7 protein-coding genes are annotated in these 16,814 nt (G+C 65.8%); 3 read left to right on the top strand and 4 right to left on the bottom strand.

Annotated features, from left to right (window positions below; all coding sequences use genetic code 11):
• The first annotated feature begins 1 nt into the window (after position 1).
• A complete protein-coding gene (locus tag WC815_03730; protein ID MFA5907869.1) occupies positions 2 to 4,417 on the top strand; it encodes a multidrug efflux RND transporter permease subunit in 4,416 nt (1,471 codons plus the stop codon).
• Positions 4,418 to 4,437: 20 nt separating this feature from the next.
• Here WC815_03730 and WC815_03725 read toward each other — a convergent pair whose 3' ends face one another.
• Entirely contained in the window at positions 4,438 to 4,875 is a 438-nt protein-coding gene (locus tag WC815_03725; protein MFA5907868.1) for an FKBP-type peptidyl-prolyl cis-trans isomerase, read from the bottom strand.
• Between the two features lie 328 nt (positions 4,876 to 5,203).
• Here WC815_03725 and WC815_03720 point away from each other — a divergent pair, with 328 nt between their 5' ends.
• Together WC815_03720 and WC815_03715 are read left to right on the top strand one after the other, a co-directional pair.
• Positions 5,204 to 8,152: a carboxypeptidase regulatory-like domain-containing protein gene (locus WC815_03720; GenBank protein ID MFA5907867.1), complete on the top strand. Its 2,949-nt coding sequence runs from the start codon at positions 5,204 to 5,206 to the stop codon at positions 8,150 to 8,152.
• A 146-nt stretch (positions 8,153 to 8,298) separates the two neighbouring features.
• On the top strand, positions 8,299 to 11,184 hold the full coding sequence (locus tag WC815_03715; GenBank protein MFA5907866.1) for a carboxypeptidase regulatory-like domain-containing protein: 2,886 nt from the start codon (positions 8,299 to 8,301) through the stop codon (positions 11,182 to 11,184).
• Positions 11,185 to 11,266: 82 nt separating this feature from the next.
• On the opposite strand, the gene WC815_03710 is transcribed toward WC815_03715, so the two are convergent.
• The 3 genes from WC815_03710 to WC815_03700 form a co-directional block, all read right to left on the bottom strand.
• The gene (locus tag WC815_03710; GenBank protein ID MFA5907865.1) at positions 11,267 to 13,417 is read right to left on the bottom strand and encodes a tetratricopeptide repeat protein; all 2,151 of its coding nucleotides are present in this window, start codon (positions 13,415 to 13,417) and stop codon (positions 11,267 to 11,269) included.
• A 63-nt stretch (positions 13,418 to 13,480) separates the two neighbouring features.
• Positions 13,481 to 15,658 carry a glutamine synthetase III gene (locus WC815_03705; protein ID MFA5907864.1) on the bottom strand — a complete coding sequence of 726 codons (2,178 nt, stop codon included), beginning with the start codon at positions 15,656 to 15,658 and terminating at the stop codon, positions 13,481 to 13,483.
• Positions 15,659 to 15,934: 276 nt separating this feature from the next.
• Positions 15,935 to 16,810: an SGNH/GDSL hydrolase family protein gene (locus tag WC815_03700; protein ID MFA5907863.1), complete on the bottom strand. Its 876-nt coding sequence runs from the start codon at positions 16,808 to 16,810 to the stop codon at positions 15,935 to 15,937.
• Positions 16,811 to 16,814: the final 4 nt, after the last annotated feature.

Below are 16,814 nucleotides of genomic sequence, written 5' to 3'. Positions count from 1 at the left end.
CATGATTGCCGACGTCTTCATTCGGCGGCCCGTCCTCTCGACGGTCTGCTCGCTGCTGATCATTCTCGCGGGCGCGGTGTCGATCCCGACGCTGCCGATCGCCCGCTATCCCGAGCTGGCCCCGCCGGCCGTGACCGTGACCGCCTTCTACACCGGCGCCAATGCGCAGAGCGTGGAAAGCGCGGTGACCACGCCGCTCGAGCAGGCCATCAACGGCGTCGAGGGGATGACCTACATCACCTCGTCGAGCACGAACAGCGGCTTCAGCACCATCACGGTGACCTTCGACGTCGATCGCGACCAGGACCTGGCGGCGGTGGACGTGCAGAACCGCGTCAACTCGGCGCTCGGGCGCATGCCCGCCGAAGTCCGCACCAACGGCATTACCGTGACCAAGGTCACGGCCGGCTTCATGGGCGGCATCGGCTTCTTCTCGAAGGACAACCGCTACTCCAGCCAGTTCATCAGCAACTACATCGATCTCTACCTGCGCGACGCCATCAAGCGCGTGCGCGGCGTCGGCGACGTCATCGTCTTCGGCGAGCGCAAGTTCGCCATGCGCCTGTGGCTCGATCCCAACAAGCTGGCCGGCCGCGGGCTGACGGGCGGCGACGTGGTGGCGGCGCTGCGCGAGCAGAACGTGCAGGTGGCGGCCGGCGCGCTGGGCGATGCGCCGTCCGGGCCCGGGCAGATGTTCACGCTCAGCGTCCGCGCCATGGGCCGGCTGTCGGAAGTGCCGCAGTTCGAAGACGTGGTCATCAAGGCCGGCCCCGGCGGCGCGCTGGTGCGGGTGAAGGACGTCGGCCGGGTCGAGCTGGGCGCCGAAACCTACTCGTCGAACCTCCGCTTTCTCGGCCTCGAGGCGCAGGGCATGGGCATCACGCTGCTGCCCTCGGCGAACGCGATCGAGGTGTTCGACGGCGTCACCGCGGAATTGGCGCGGCTCGAGAAGAACTTCCCGCCCGGGCTCGAGTGGCGGGTCGCCTTCGACAACGTGGTGGTCGTGCGCGAATCGATCGTCGAGGTGCTGAAGACGCTGGCCGAGGCCATCGGCCTCGTCATCCTGGTGATGTTCCTCTTCCTGCAGAACTGGCGGAGCACCATCATTCCGGCGATCACCATTCCGGTGTCACTGGTCGGCACCTTCGCGTTCATCAAGCTGTTCGGCTTCTCGATCAACACGCTGACGCTGTTCGGCATCGTGCTCGCCACCGGCATCGTGGTGGACGATGCGATCGTGGTGATCGAGAACATCGAGCGGCACATGCGCGAGTTCAAGAAGAGCGCGCGCCAGGCGTCGGTGGACGCGATGCGCGAGGTGTTCGGGGCGGTGGTGGTGATTGGCATCGTGCTGGTCGCGGTGTTCGTGCCGGTGGCCTTCTTCCCGGGCGTGACCGGCCGTCTCTACCAGCAGTTCTCGCTGACCATCGCCTTCGCCGTGGTGCTGTCGGTGTTCAACGCGGTCACGCTGACGCCGGCGCTGTCGGCGCTGCTGCTCGACAAAGAGAGCCACGCGCACGGCGCCTTCTTCACGATGTTCAACCGCGTGGTTGACGCCGGGACCAGTGTCTACGTGGCCGCGGTGCGGCAGGCGCTGCGCTTCCGCTACGCGATGATGCTCCTGTTTGCCGGCGGGCTGTATGCCACCTGGACACTGTTCGGGATGGTGCCCACGGCATTCGTGCCGGCGGAAGACGAAGGTTATTTCATGGCCATCGTGCAGGCGCCGGCCGGCGCCTCGCTCGAGTACACGACCAACATCGCCAAGCAGGCCGAGTCGATCGTCTACGCCGACCCGGATGTGGCGGCGGCGTTCGCGGTGATGGGCTTCAGCTTCTCGGGCGCGGCGCCCAACAACGGCATGATGTTCATCCGGTTGAAAGACTACGGGGAACGGCAGCGGGCCGACCAGTCGCTCGATGCCGTGATCAACCGGCTGCGCGGCCAGCTGTTCGGCATTCCCGGCGCCATCGTCGTGGCCTTCCCGCCGCCGGCGATCCAGGGCCTGTCCACGTTTGGCGGCTTCCAGTTCGAGGTGCTCGACCAGACCGGGGCCAGCGACATCAATGGCCTGGCGGGCGCGACGTTCGGGCTGATGGGAGCGGGCAACCAGAGCGGCCGCGTCCAGGGCCTGTTCAGCAGCTTCCGCGCCGACGATCCGCAACTGGTCGTTGACATCGACCGCGACCGCGCGCGCAGCCTGGGCTTGCCGCTCCGTGAAGTGACCGATGCGCTGCAGGTGTTCCTCGGCTCGCAGTACGTCAACGACTTCGACTTCAACAACCGCGCGTATCGCGTGTATGCGCAAGCCGATCAGCGGTTCCGGGCCGGACCGACCGACTTGAAGCAGTTGTATGCGCGCGCGTCGAATGGCGACATGGTGTCGCTCGAGAGCGTGGTGCGGCTGCGCGAGACCACGGCGCCGCAGGTCATCAGCCACTTCAACCTGTTCCGCTCGGCCGAGATCACCGGCAACCCCATGCCCGGCCAGAGCTCGGGCCAGTCGCTGCAGGCGATGGAGGAGCTGGCCCGGTCGTCACTGCCCGCCGGCTACGACTTCGCGTGGGCGGGGCAGTCGCTCGAGGAGATCAAGTCCGGCACCCAGGCCGGCTACATCTTCGCGCTGAGCGTCGTCCTGGTCTATCTCGTGCTGGCCGCCCAGTACGAGTCGTTCATCCTGCCGTTCATCATCCTGCTGGGCGTGCCGCTCGCCGTGTTTGGCGCGCTGTCGGCGCAGCTGCTGCGCGGGTTCAGCAACGACGTGTTCTGCCAGGTCGGCCTGGTGCTGCTGATCGGGCTGGCGGCGAAGAACTCGATCCTGATCGTCGAGTTCGCCGAACAGCTCCGCGAGCGCGGGCGGTCGATTGTCGAGGCGGCGGTGGAATCCGCGCGCATCCGCCTGCGGCCCATCCTGATGACGTCGCTGGCGTTCATCCTCGGCGTGTTGCCGTTGGCGCTGGCCAGCGGCGCCGGGGCGGGAGCGCGCAACTCGGTGGGCACGGCGGTGGTCGGCGGCATGGTCGCCTCGACGTTCCTGTCGGTCATCTTCATTCCGGTGCTCTACGTCGTGATTCGGACGCTCGCACCCGGCCGCGGCCGGCGCTCGCACGATGAAGCGGAAGCAGGTGCGTCAGGTGCGTCAGGTGCGCTTGGCGTGACCGGTGCGGTGCTGCTGATGCTCGTTGTCGGCGCGCCGGCGTTTGCGCAGACCGTGGCGCCGGCGATGGAAACGGTCACGTTCGACGAAGCCATCGCGCGGGCGCAGGAGAAGAACCCGAGCATCGCGATTGCGTCGGCGAACATCCTGCGCTCCGAGGCCATCCTGCAGCAGGCGCGGTCGTCCACGCTGCCGCGGGTGGGCGCGACCGTCACCAACACCACGCTGGACACCGGGCGCTCGCTCGGCGACCAGACGGTAACGCCACAGAACCAGTCGGTGTTCGGGGTGTCGGCCTCGGCGCCGTTACTGGCGGCCGCGCAGTGGGCGGCCCGCACGCAGGCGATGGACCAGGTGGAGATCGCGCGCCTGTCGACCGCCGAGACGCGGCGGCAGGTTGCCATCGCGACCGCCTCCGCATACCTGGCGGTGATCGCGCAGAAACGGCAGATCGAGGTGAGTCTCACCGCCATTGAAACGGCGCGAGGACAGCTGGACTACAACACGAAGCGCCGCGAGGGCGGCGTCGGCAGCCGCCTGAACGAACTGCGTTCCGCGCAGATCCTGGCGAGCAACGAGGCGCTGCTCGAGATCGTCCGGTTGAACGTGCGCCGCGCGCAGGAGGCGCTGGGTGTGCTGCTCGCCGCCAACGCTCCCGTGGACGTGAGCGGCGAGCCGGCATTTGAAGTGCCCGCCGACCCGGCCGAGTCAGACTGGCTCGCGGGCCGCGCCGACATCCGGCTGTTCGGCGCGCAACGGGAGGCGAGCGACCGCGTGATGCGCGACAGCTCGAAAGACTGGTGGCCCACGGGCGGCGTGTCGTTCGATCCGCAATTGCTCACGCCGTCGGGCATTTTCCAGCCGTCGCGGACGTGGCGGCTGACGTTCCAGTTGTCGCAGCCGATCTACGACGCCGGCGAGCGCCGCGCGCTCAGGCGCCAGCGCGAGGCGAATCTCCAGGCCTCGACCTCATCGTTGGCGCAGCTGCAGATCCAGGCCCGTTCGGAAGTGCGCATCGCGCGGGCCGCGGTTGAGGCCCAGGAGCGCGCCCTGTCACGGGCGCGCCAGGCGGCGCAGACCGGCAACGAGGTCCTCAAGATCACCATCGTCGCCTTCGACGCCGGCTCGACGACGAACATCGAGGTGATTGACGCGCAGCGGACCGTGCGCGATCTCGAGACGGCGGTGGCGCAGGCGGAAGACGCCGTGCGCCAGGCGCGGCTGGAACTACTGGTCGCGTTGGGAAGGTTCCCGAAGTAACAGAACCGTTCTGAACGGTCCTACTGGACCGCCAGCAACTCGATCTCGAAGACCAAGGTTTCGTTTGCCGCGATCCCGCTGTTCGCGGGTGGGTTGCTGCCGTAACCCAGGTTGGGCGGAATGATGGCGCGCCGGAGGCCGCCGACCCGCATACCAATAGTGGCCTGGCTGAATCCGGTAATTGTTTGCCCCGAGCCGACGGTGAAGCTGAAGTTTCCGGTTTGGAGACCGCCGCCTTTGTTGTCGGCTGCCGACGCGCTGTAGTGATACAGGGCGTAGTTGACGTTCACCGAACGCCCGGTATTGGCCTCGGCGCCGGTGCCGACCCTCACGTCAACCGTGGAAAACGGCACGTTGGCGCTCGGGGCGGTCGGCGTGGTGGGGGTGTCGGCGCCGCCGCCGCAGCCGGCCACCGCGATCGCCAGGGCCAAGCACAACACGAGTCCGGAAAATCTCATCCGGTTATCTTACCAATCCCGGTGCCATCTGTTTCGCTTCGGTCACTCATGAGTGAAACAGAACGTCCATGGATCCAACAACTTGGCGGCCCATGTCTCAGTTTGTCGTTGACTCTTTTGCGCTGCGGGTCTAGCCTCCCATTCGCGCCGCTATTCGGGTTCATACCGCGATTGCATGTCGCCGGTGACGCCACCGGCGTGTACTTCTTGTCTCGACTCGGGGGCTCGTAGGGCCGGCGTTGTCCGCGGACATCGGACCGGTGTTTCGAAGGTTGCCGCTGGAGGGGAACGCATGACGCAGAGGAATTTAGTGCGGATAGTGTTGGCGATGGCCGGGGCATCAGTCTTGTCAACCGCCGCATATGCCCAGAGCGCGATTACCGGCACGGTCCGCGACGCCCAGGGGGCGGCGATGCCGGGGGTCACGGTCGAAGCCGCGAGTCCGGTTCTCATCGAGCGCGTCAGGTCCGTCACCAGTGACGGCAACGGCAGCTACCGCTTCACCGACCTGCGGCCTGGCACCTACAGTGTGACCTTCACGCTGCCCGGCTTCAGCACCTACAAACGGGACGGCCTCGAGCTGTCGTCGGACTTCACGGCCACCCTCAATGCCGAGCTCAAGGTCGGCGCGCTCGAAGAAACGATCACGGTGACGGGCGAGTCGCCGATCGTGGACGTCTCGAGCACGTCCCGCGTGCAGGTGCTGTCGCGCGAGGTGCTCGACGCGGTGCCGAGCGGCCGTACGATCTTCGCGATGTCGCAGCTGGTGACCGGGGTCGCCCTGAACCAGCCGGACGTGGGCGGCTCGCGGGCGATGCAGCAGACCTACATGTCGACACGCGGCCTCACCTCGGCCAACAACATCGTCCAGATCGATGGGTTGATGATCAATGGCCTGGACGGCGATGGCGCGGTGCAGCAGTACATCAACAACCAGATGATCCAGGAAATGAGCTACACGACGGCCGGTGCCGGCGCCGATGTCTCGCCCGGCGGTGTGCGCGTGAACGTGGTGATGAAGGACGGCGGCAACCGCTACAACGGTACCTTCTTCGGTGCCTGGAACGATGGCAAATGGCAGTCCGACAACATGACCGACGCGCTTCGGACGCGGGGCTTGCGGGCGGCTGACAAGATCAAGAAGATCTACGAATTCAGCGGCGGCTTCGGCGGCCCGATCAAGCGTGACAAGGCGTGGTTCTTCGCCGCCGGTCGCCTCAGCGGAGTCGATGCGCCGATCGCCGACACGTTCTACGTTCCGTCCGGGGCCACTCAGGCGGATTGCCAGGCCGGGCGCGTGGCCTGCGATCAGGGCATCGATGACCAGAACCTGAACAGCGTGACGTTGCGGATGACCTGGCAGGTGAGCGCGCGCAACAAGTTGTCGCTGTATTACGAGGAAATCGACAAGTTCCGCGGCCACGGCATGAACGCCGGCGACGATCCCCTGACGGCGTCACAGATCTGGACCTCGCCCCGGTATAACGACGCGGTGTTGAAGTGGACGAGCGCGATCAGCAACAAACTGCTGTTCGACGCCGGCTATTCGTTCAACTACGAAGAGTACGTCATCACCAATCAGGACGGCATCAACAAGGACCGGGGCACCGCCGACTGGTATGCGGGCGCGAGCCGGCGCGATGCGACGCTGGCGACGCTGCGGAGCGGGCTGGCGAACTGGGGCGGCCGGTATCCGGTTCGCTTCAACACCCAGGCCTCGATGGCGTATGTCACCGGCGGGCACAGCGCCAAGATCGGTTTCCAGTACAACTGGGGTGAATACATCAACACCCGCGAGACCAACGGCGACATGCAACAGGTCTACCTGAGCGGCGTGCCGAGTTCGGTGACCATTTACAACACGCCGCTGCGCTACAAGGACGCGCTGCTCGGGGACCTCGGCATCTACGCGCAAGATACCTGGACGGTGAATCGCCTGACGGTGAACGCCGGCCTGCGCTGGGAGCTGCTGAAGTCGGAAGTGTCGAAGCAGTCATCGGGTGCGGGCCGCTTCATTGGCGAGCGCAACTTCGACCCGATTCCGATGCCGGTGTGGAAGGACCTGTCGCCGCGCTTCGGCCTGGTCTACGACCTGTTCGGGAACGCCAAGACGGCGCTCAAGTTCGGCGTGAACCGCTACAACGAGTCCCGCACCACCTTCTTCGCCAATCGCTACAATCCCCTGGCGCTCTCGAGTGCCTCGCTCAGCTGGACCGACCTCAACCGGGACGACATCGCCCAGGGCGAGCTCGGCTGCACCTACTTGACGGCCGGCTGCGAGATCAACCTCGCGCAGATGCCGGCGTCGTTCGGCCGCGCGCAGCTCAACCGCGTCGATCCCGACTTCAAGCGCGTCTACAACATTGAGACCACGGCCGGCATCCAGCACGAGCTGCTGCCCCGGGTGTCGGTCAGCGCGAACTGGTACCGCCGGACCTTCCATCGGCTCCGGGTGACGGACAACCTGCTCCGGACGATGAGCGATTACATCCCGTTCAACATCTTCAATCCCATGGACGGGAAGGCCCTCACGATCTACGACGTGTCGCCGGCAGCGGTGAGCCGCGTCGACAACTTCGACACCAACGCCGGGTCGGAGCGCACGCACGTTTACACCGGCTACGACCTGACGGTGCAGGCGCGGCTGCCTCGCGGTGGGTCGCTGTTCGGCGGGCTGGTCAGCGAGCGCAACCTGCGCAACATCTGCGACGAGCCGGACGACCCCAACATGCTGTTGTACTGCGATGACGCGACCAACGACATCCCGTACCGGCCGACGCTCAAGATGGCGGGCACCTATCCGCTGGTGTGGGGCATTTCGGTGAGCATGGCGTTCCAGAGCATGGCGGGCCGGCCGATTGGCCTCACCACCACGGCTGGCAACAAGATCAGCGGTCCCGGCTACGGCGATACGGGCAGCCCGGTTGGGACGAATTTCCTGATTACCCGGACGACGCGGTATCCGGCCAATTGTCCGGCGCCGTGTCCGGCCGGCCAACTGGTGGCGCCGACGCTGACCTCGGCCTCGTTGACCGTGCCATTGGTCGCACCAGGCACCGAATTCCTGCCGCGCGTGAACCAGCTCGATCTGAGTTTTGCGAAATGGTTCCAGGTCGGCGGCACCCGCCTGCAGGGGCAGGCCGACATTTTCAATGTGCTCAACGGCAACATGGAGCAGGCCTACCGCTCCACCAACTTCGCCACGGCTGCATATAAGCAGCCGGCCAGCGTTCTGCAGGCCCGGATGATTCGCCTGGCGGTGCAATTGAAGTGGTGATCGTCGCAATTCAATGTCAGTCGGTTTGATTGTTTCGACCGGACGCGGGGCCATCCTGGCCCGCGTCCGAGTCTTGTTATCAGTGGAGGGGAAACAGAATGGCGCGAAGAATGTTTGCGAGGACGTTGTGTGCGTTTGCGGGAGCGATGCTCCTGTCAACCGCCGCATACGCCCAGAGCGCGATTACGGGAGTGGTCAAGGACACCACCGGCGCGACGATGCCGGGCGTGACCATTGAGGCGTCGAGCGACGTCCTGATCGAGAAGGTCAAGTCAGCGGTCAGCGACGAGAACGGCAATTACCGCATCGCCGATCTGCGGCCTGGCACCTACAGCGTGTCGTTCACGTTGACCGGGTTCAAGACCTTCAAGCGCGATGGCTTGCAGCTGCCGGCCGAGTTCACGGCGACGATCAACGCCGAACTTGCGGTCGGCTCGCTCGAAGAGACCATCACGGTCACCGGCTCGTCCCCAGTGGTTGACGTGACGACCGCGGCGAAGACGTCGGTGCTCAACCGCGAGGCCATCGACGCCATTCCGACCGGCCGCAGCATTCAGGGCATGGCCCAGCTCGTCGTCGGCGTCAACCTCAGCCTGCCCGATACCGGCGGTGCGCGCGCGATGCAGCAGACCTACATGTCCACCCACGGCATGACCACCGCCAACACCACCGTGCTGGTGGACGGCCAGATGACCAACGGTCTGCAGGGCGACGGCGCGATCCAGAGCTACTACAACGACGCCATGAACTCCGAGGTGAGCTACCAGACGAGCGCCATCGGCGCCGAGACCTCGTCGGGCGGTGTGCGCTTGAACATGATTCCGCGCGAAGGCGGCAACCGCTTCAGCGGCGACTTCAAGGCGGTCAACCGGCCGGGCAGCTGGCAGTCCAGCAACCTCACCGACCGTCACCTGGCCAAGGGCCTCACCAACGGCAACGCCATCGACCGCATTGTCGATTACACGGCGTCGGTTGGCGGACCAATCAAGAAAGACAAGCTGTGGTTTTTCACCTCAGCGCGCTACTTCTCGGTGAACAACTTCATCGCCAATACTTACCTGGACGATGGCAGCCAGGGCATCGACGACCAGTTCATCAGGAACGGCATGGCGCGCCTGACCTGGCAGGTCAGCCCCCGCAACAAGATCTCGGGCTACTTCGACGAAATCGACAAGTATCGCGGCCACGACATGCAGGCCAACTACGATCCGGAAACGGCGGCGACGGTGTGGAACTCGCCGGCGTATCACACGACCGCGATCAAGTGGACCTCGCCGATCTCCAGCTCGCTGTTCCTCGAAGGCGGCTACTCCAACAACACCGAGTACTACACCAACGAATACCGCGAGGGCATCGAGAAGCCGCGCGGCTCGGCCGAGTGGTTTGCCAACGCGGCGAAGAACGAACTCGACCTCGGCGGCTACACGCAGGCCGGCCCGACCAACACCACGGAGAGCCCGATTGCGTTCTACTGGAACGCGGCGGCGACCTACGTCAAGGGCGATCACACCATCAAAGTGGGCGCCAACAACCGCCAGGGTACCTTCAAGCACACGCGCGACGCCAACGCCGACCTGATTCTTCAGTATCGGAGCGGCACTACCGGCGTCCGCTGGAGCGTGCCGGACTCGGTGCTCGTTCGCAACACGCCGCTGTCGTACGGTGAGCGCCTGAACCAGGATCTGGGCATCTTCATCCAGGATTCATGGCGGCTGAACCGCCTCACGGCCAACGTCGGCCTGCGCTGGGAAACCCTCAACGCCAAGGTGCTCGCCGGCAAGTCGCCGGCCGGCCGCTTCGTTCCCGAACGGTCCTTCGACGAGATCAAGGACGTGCCGGCGTGGAATGATTTTGCCCCTCGCTTGTCCCTCGTCTACGACCTGACGGGCACCGGCCGCACGGCGGTCAAGTACTCGATCAATCGCTACAACCTGTCCAGAACCACGGGCATCGCCGCGAACTACAACCCGCTGCTCAACCAGACCCAGTCACTCCCCTGGCGCGACGTCAACGGCAACGGCCAGGCGGACGGTGCGTTGCGCTGCGAAGGGTACCCGAGCGCGACGTGCGAGATCTCGTTCACGGGCCTGGCGGCCAACTACGGCATCGCGGCGCTCAACGAGTACGGCGAGTATCCGCGCACGTGGAACCTCGAGCAGGGCGTCGAGATTCAGCACGAACTGTTCGGTGGCGTGTCGCTCAGCGGATCCTACTGGAGGGGCGACTTCCGCAACCTGACCAGCACCGTCAACCAGTCGTACACGGCGGCCGACTACGTCCCGTTTACTTTCTACAACCCAGTAACGGGAGCGCCGTTCGAGGTCTACGCGCGGACTTCGACCAAGCCGACGCGCAACCTCGATACCTACGATCCGGAGCGCAAGAACAGCTACGAGTCGATCAACTTCGAGGGCAAGTGGCGGATTCCTGGCGGCGGCCAGGTGTTCGGCGGCATCGCCATCGAGCGGGAACGGTTCAAGAACTGCTCCTCGCCCGACGACCCGAACTACGCCTCCACCACCGCCTCGGCCTTCAACGGCAAGGCGCTCTGCGATGAGTACGCTCTCGACATCCCGTATCGCCCGAGCTTCAAGATGTCGGGCACGAGGGAGATTGGCTTCGGGATCAACTTCAGCGTGGCGTTCCAGAACAACTCCAGCCCGGTGAGCTCCAAGGTCATGACCGTGACGCGCGGCTCGACCCGCTACCCGGCCAACTGCCCATCGCCCTGCCCGGCCGGCCAGGTCATCATGCCGACCGCCAGCTTCGCGCAGCCGTCGCTCACCTACAACCTCGAGCCGATTCGCGCCACCTCGGTGGAACGCATCATTCAGCTCGACTTCAAGGTGTCGCGCACGTTCAAGTTCGGCCGCATCACGGTGCTGCCGACGTTCGAGGTGTTCAACGTGAACAACTCGGATGCGATCCTCAGCTACATCACGACCAACGTGCTGGCGGGGAGCGGCTACCTCGCCCCCAACAGCATCATGCAGGGGCGGATGTACGGAATGGGGATCGTGACACGCTGGTAATACCAGGAGGGCGGAACTTCAGTTCCGCCCGGTTGTGAATACCGGAGAGGGGCGGCCATCGCGGCCGCCCCTTTTTGTCTTGCTACGGCTTGAGGCCGAGGGCGGCTCGCGCCTGATTGCGGTTGGCGCGCGCTTCCGCGTAGTCGGAGCGGGCGGCGAGGGCACGCTCGAATTCGTCCAACGCCTCGCGCAGCCGGCCCTGTGAAGCGAGCGCAATGCCCAGGTTGTTGTGGGCCTCGGCCCACCCGGGCCTGACCGCCAGTGCCTGGCGGAAGCGTTCGGCCGCGCCACCGAAATTCTCTTCCTGGAGCAGCACCGTTCCGATGTCGAAGGTGGCATCGGCCTCGGTGGGCGCCAGCTGGGCCGCCCGCTCCAGGTGCGCCATGCCCTCCGCACGCGCGCCGTTGTCGATCAGCATGTTGCCGAGATTGCGGTGCGCGTGCACGGAGCGCTCGTCGACGGCCAGCGCCGCGCGAAATTCGGCCATCGCTCCGGCGGTGTCGCCTTTTGCCGCCAGCGCAATCCCCAGGTTGTTGCGCGCCTCCACCGAGTCTGTCGCCTGCAGCGCCTTGCGGAACTGGTCGGCCGAGGCACCCGCCTCGCCTTTCTCGAGCAGGGCGTTGGCGAGGTTGTAGCTGGCGCTGGCGAAGCCGGGCTTGAGGGCCAGGGCCTTCTCGTAGGCGGCGATGGCCTCATCCAGCCGCCCGCCCGCCCGCAGCGACGCACCAAGGTTGTTGTACGCGGGCGCGTAGTCGGGCATGATCGCGATCGCGCGTTGGTGATGGGCCACCGCCTCGTCGTGACGGCCGGCTTGCTGCAACGCCGTGCCGAGATTGTTCTCGGTAATGGCGCGCATCAGGGCCGGCGACAACATGGGCCAGAACGACACGACGACGGCGGCGGCGGTCGCGGCCACCATCGCGGCGCGCCGGCTCGCCGCCGCCCTTCGCCAATAATCGCGAGCACCGATCACGCCCGCGGCGGCGAAGAGCAGCAGGAACGGGACCAGCGGATATCGATAGCGCGCGAACACGAAGAACAGCACCACGCTCCCGGCGTATGCGATGGCCATGGCATGGAGGACCCATAGCCGGCGGCGCTGCGGCCACGTGACCATCAGCCCGGTGACGGCCAGCGGCACGAGCACGCCGAAGTGACCAAGCCAGGCGCCGATCGCGAGCGGCCACGACCATTCGGCGTAGCTGTCCTGGCTCTCGGTGTCCAGCATCTCGGTGGCGTTCAGCAGGAGCATCACCTTGCGCCCGGTGAGGGCCAGCCAGTCGCCCGGCTGTGAGGTGATGTAGTCGACGACGCGTCCGGTCCAGTAGCTGGACACTTCGGACGGCGTGAGCGGCCGGCCGACGGCCTCCTCCGCGACTTCGGTCGCATCGATGCGTTCGAACTCCGGCGCGCCGCGTCCGAACCGGATCGAGGCATAGGTGCCGTCAGCGGCGGGGTTGTTGCCGATGTAGAGGTTCGACCCGAATTGCGACGTCGTCAGGTAGAAGCCACCACCGACCGCATAGTTTCGCGCGGCCACCGGCAACAGCACCACAGCGAGGCCGGCCACGAACCAGACCGCGTTCCGAACGGTTCTGAACCGTTCTGAACCCTTCTGCACGACCGCGAAGACCAGAATCACCGCGATGAACACCGCCGCATTCTCACGCGTGAGCGCCAACCCTCCCATGGCCAGGCCCAACCCAATCCACGAGGCCGGCGTCGAGGCGCCGGTGGCCACGCGGGCGATCAGCCAGAGTCCGAGGCACACGAAGAACATGTCGAGCACGGACTTCTGGATCAGGCCGTCGAAGAAGATGGCGGGGGCATACAGCGCGAGCGCGAGCCCGGCGATCAGGCCGACGGGCCTGGAGAACAGGCGCGCGCCGGCCAGGCCCAGCAGGGCGCAGGAGGCGGAGCCGATGAGCGCCTGGCACAGGCGCAGGATCAGCAGGTCGCGGCCGAAGACCGCGTAGACCGCGCCGACGAAGTAGGGGTAGAGCGGCGCCTGGTAGAAGACCTCGGTGCCGAGCCAGTCACCGGCCGCGAGCCGCCGTGCCCACTCGTCGTAGCCGTTGGCGTCGCCGAGCAGGACGTCGAAGAACGGCGAGGGTTGGATCTGCCAAAGGTGAACGAGCCGAACGGACAGGGCGACGAAGAACGTCGCCAAGGGCAGCGCGAGCGGCGAATCTGGTGACTTGGCGACTTGGTGATTGGGTGACGTCGGTGTCACCGCGTCATTAAACCACCAAATGCCAACTCACCAGATCGCCAACTCACCAAATCACAAAATCATCTACTTAACGAACAGCATCTCGCGATAGGTCGGCAGCGGCCACACTTCATGCGGCACCACCACCTCGATCTGGTCGCCGAGGTCGCGCAGCCGGGCCATGGCCGGGACGATGGTGTCGCGCATGTACTTGGCGTGCTTCTCGGACGAGGCGCTGCCGTGCTCGAGGGCGGCAGCCAGCTTCTCGGTCTGGGCGCGGAAGGCGTCCAGCAGCTTGACGATCTGCGCGAGCACCTTCTTGCCTTCCTTGCTGGGCACGCCGCCGGCCTTGGCCGCGACCACGCTCTGTCCGACCTGCTTCACGTATTCGAAGGCGGCCGGCAGGATGTAGCGGTTGGCCATCAGCACCATGAGCTGGGCCTCGATGTTGATGGTCTTGCAGTAGGTCTCGAGGTTGATCTCGTAGCGCGCGTGCAGTTCGGCCTCGGTCAGCACCTTGAACTTCTCGAAGGCCCTGACCACGCCGGGCTTGACGATCTCCGGCAGCGCGTCGACGGTGTTCTTGAGGTTGAGCAGGCCGCGCTTGGCCGCTTCCTTCTGCCATTCGTTCGAGTAGCCGTTGCCGTTGAAGATGATCCGCTTGTGCGCCTTGATGGTCTTGCGCAGCAGCGCGGCGACGGCGGCCTCGAGCGATTCGCCCTTGGCCAGCCTGGCCTCGAGTTCGGTGGCCAGCGCGTCGAGCGACTCGGCCACGGCGACGTTGAGGCAGGTGCCCGGCAGCGCGACGTTCTGGGTCGAGCCGACGGCGCGGAACTCGAACTTGTTGCCGGTGAACGCGAACGGCGAGGTGCGGTTGCGGTCGCCGGCGTCGCGCGGCAGCTTGGGCAGCGCCGCCACGCCGATGTCGAGGAAGCCGCCGGCCTTGGTGCTCTTGGCCCCGCCGCCCTCGACCTGATCGAAGATCTCGGTGAGCATGTCGCCGAGGAACACCGACAGGATGGCCGGCGGCGCTTCGTTGGCGCCCAGGCGATGGTCGTTGCCGGCGTGGGCAATGCTCATGCGCAGCAGGCCCTGCCACACGTCCACCGCGCGAATCACGGCCGTGCAGAAGAACAGGAACTGCATGTTGTCGTGCGGCGTGTCGCCGGGATTCAGCAGGTTGTTGCCGAGGTCGTCGCCGATGCTCCAGTTCAGGTGCTTGCCGGAGCCGTTGACGCCGGCAAACGGCTTCTCGTGCTGGAGGCAGGCCAGCCCGTACTTCGGGGCCACGCGCTTCAGCGTCTCCATGGTCATCATCTGATGATCGGTGGCGACGTTGGCGCTCTCGAAGATCGGCGCGACTTCGTACTGAGACGGCGCCACCTCGTTGTGGCGCGTCTTGATCGGCACGCCGCACTTGTAGAGCTCGGCCTCGGCGTCAGCCATGAAGGCCAGCACCCGCTCGGGGATCGAACCGAAGTACTGATCCTCCAGCTCCTGGCCCTTGGGCGGCCGCGCGCCGAACAGCGTGCGGCCCGCGTTCAGCAGGTCGGGGCGGGCGAAGTAGAAGTTGCTGTCGATCAGGAAATACTCCTGCTCGGGCCCGAACGTCGCGGTCACGCGGGTCGCCGTCGATCCGAACAGCTTCAGCACGCGCACGGCCTGCGCCGAGAGCGCCTCCATCGAGCGGAGCAGCGGCGTCTTCTTGTCGAGCGCGGCGCCGGTCCAGCTCACGAACGCCGTCGGGATGACGAGGGTCGCGCTGTTGTGGTGCACGAGCAGCCAGGGCGGGCTGGTCGGATCCCACGCCGTGTAGCCGCGGGCCTCGAAGGTGCTGCGGATGCCGCCCGACGGGAAGCTCGACGCATCGGGCTCGCCGCGGACCAGTTCCTTGCCGCTGAATTCCGCCAGCGCGCGGCCGTCGGCCGTGGGGCCGTAGAACGAGTCGTGCTTTTCCGCGGTGATGCCGGTCAGCGGCTGGAACCAGTGCGTGAAGTGCGACGCGCCGTGCTCGACTGCCCAGTCCTTGAGGGCCGAGGCCACGGCGTCGGCGGTGGACGCGTCAAGCGCCTCGCCCCGCATGATGGTGTCGCGCAGCGCCTTGTAGGCGGGCTTGGGCAGCCGGGCCTGCTGGACCTTGTCACTGAAGACGCGTGCGCCGAAGGTGTCTTTTACGTTCGCCGGGGTGTGCGCGACTCGCCCCTCGTGCATCGCCCAGGTGCGGATGCCCTTGATAGCCTCGCCCAGTGCTGCGGAACCCATGTGTATTTGCTCCTTAGGTATGAAAGACCGCAGGACGCGCGGTCAAGATGACAAATTATGTCCGATTTGCACCTCAGTTTGCAATATTTGACCAGCCAGAGGGCTTCGCAACACAAGAAAAATGCAAAGTGACGTCTGGAAACATCGAAAATGGCACAAATTGGTCGCCATGGACTATGGCGATCGACCAAATGAGCAAAACAGGAGTCCAGAAGATCAGAAGAAACGTTTTGGAAGACTCTTTCTCCTGAACTCTTGATCTTCTATGAAGGCGACTCAGGGGAAGAGCGATCGCTGGGCGCAGGTCGTCGAGGGCGCCCGGTTCGTGCCGTCGCGCAGTGCGGGGAGCGTCAGCTCGGTGAAGACCGCGTAGCCGCCGTCGTTCGGGTGGAAGCCATCGGCGGCGTAGTTCGACGCCAGATACAGCCGCGGCTCACACATCAGGTCCACCACCAGGACGTTGCGGGCGGTGAGGGCGTTCACGCGGTCCGACAGGCCCACCGCCACGCGCTGCATGAGGCTCTTCTCGGCCGTCGGGTTGCCGGACAGGTAGGGCGACCCGGCCAGGTTCGGCAGGTTCAGGGCGACGATGCGCGCGTTGGGGGCGCGGGCGCGGATGCGCGCCACCAGATCTTCCAGATCCGTGCCCCACTGACGGACCTGGGCATCGGCAAACCCGTTCACGTCGGACCCGCCCTTCGACCGCGCCGCGAACGCAATCGTGTTGGCGTCGTTGCCGCCCGCGAAAATCGTGACGTGGGTCGTCGCGGTCGGCACGAAAGGCGCCTCGCGCTCGATGAAGTTCCCCGCGAGCGAATCGATCGGGCGGCCCACGGACGCGGCCAGGTCGAAGACCGCCTTGCTCAGGACCGCTCCGGGAATGCTGAGGTTCTGGTGCTGGACGGTTCGCCCGCCCTCGGCCAGCCGGCGTCGAAGCGTTTGAACGTAGCCGGTTCCCGTCGGACAGTCGGAGAAGGGAAGGCACGGGGACGAACCGCCGAAGCCGATGCCGTCGCTGGCGCCGATCGCCGTGTAATAAATTGCCTGGTTCTGGTCAGTTGGTGACGGAGTGGTGGGTGTGTCCGCCTGGCTGCAGGCGGCTCCAAGGGCCAATACGGCCAGTAATGCAGCCGTCGTGAGGTTTCGTGTCATCTGA

The sequence above is a fragment of the Vicinamibacterales bacterium genome (genome assembly GCA_041659285.1).
GTDB lineage: Bacteria > Acidobacteriota > Vicinamibacteria > Vicinamibacterales > UBA2999 > 12-FULL-67-14b.
The sequence above is the reverse complement of the archived record's forward strand: the minus strand, read 5'-3'. Positions and strand labels throughout refer to the sequence as shown.

What these genes read in the sequence shown, in the direction of transcription:
- WC815_03705 (MFA5907864.1), bottom strand. Translation starts at nt 15,658, where the DNA reads ATGGGTTCCGCAGCACTGGGCGAGGCTATCAAGGGCATCCGCACCTGG.
- WC815_03700 (MFA5907863.1), bottom strand. Translation starts at nt 16,810, where the DNA reads ATGACACGAAACCTCACGACGGCTGCATTACTGGCCGTATTGGCCCTT.
- WC815_03725 (MFA5907868.1), bottom strand. Translation starts at nt 4,875, where the DNA reads ATGAGATTTTCCGGACTCGTGTTGTGCTTGGCCCTGGCGATCGCGGTG.
- WC815_03715 (MFA5907866.1), top strand. Translation starts at nt 8,299, where the DNA reads ATGCTCCTGTCAACCGCCGCATACGCCCAGAGCGCGATTACGGGAGTG.
- WC815_03720 (MFA5907867.1), top strand. Translation starts at nt 5,204, where the DNA reads ATGGCCGGGGCATCAGTCTTGTCAACCGCCGCATATGCCCAGAGCGCG.
- WC815_03730 (MFA5907869.1), top strand. Translation starts at nt 2, where the DNA reads ATGATTGCCGACGTCTTCATTCGGCGGCCCGTCCTCTCGACGGTCTGC.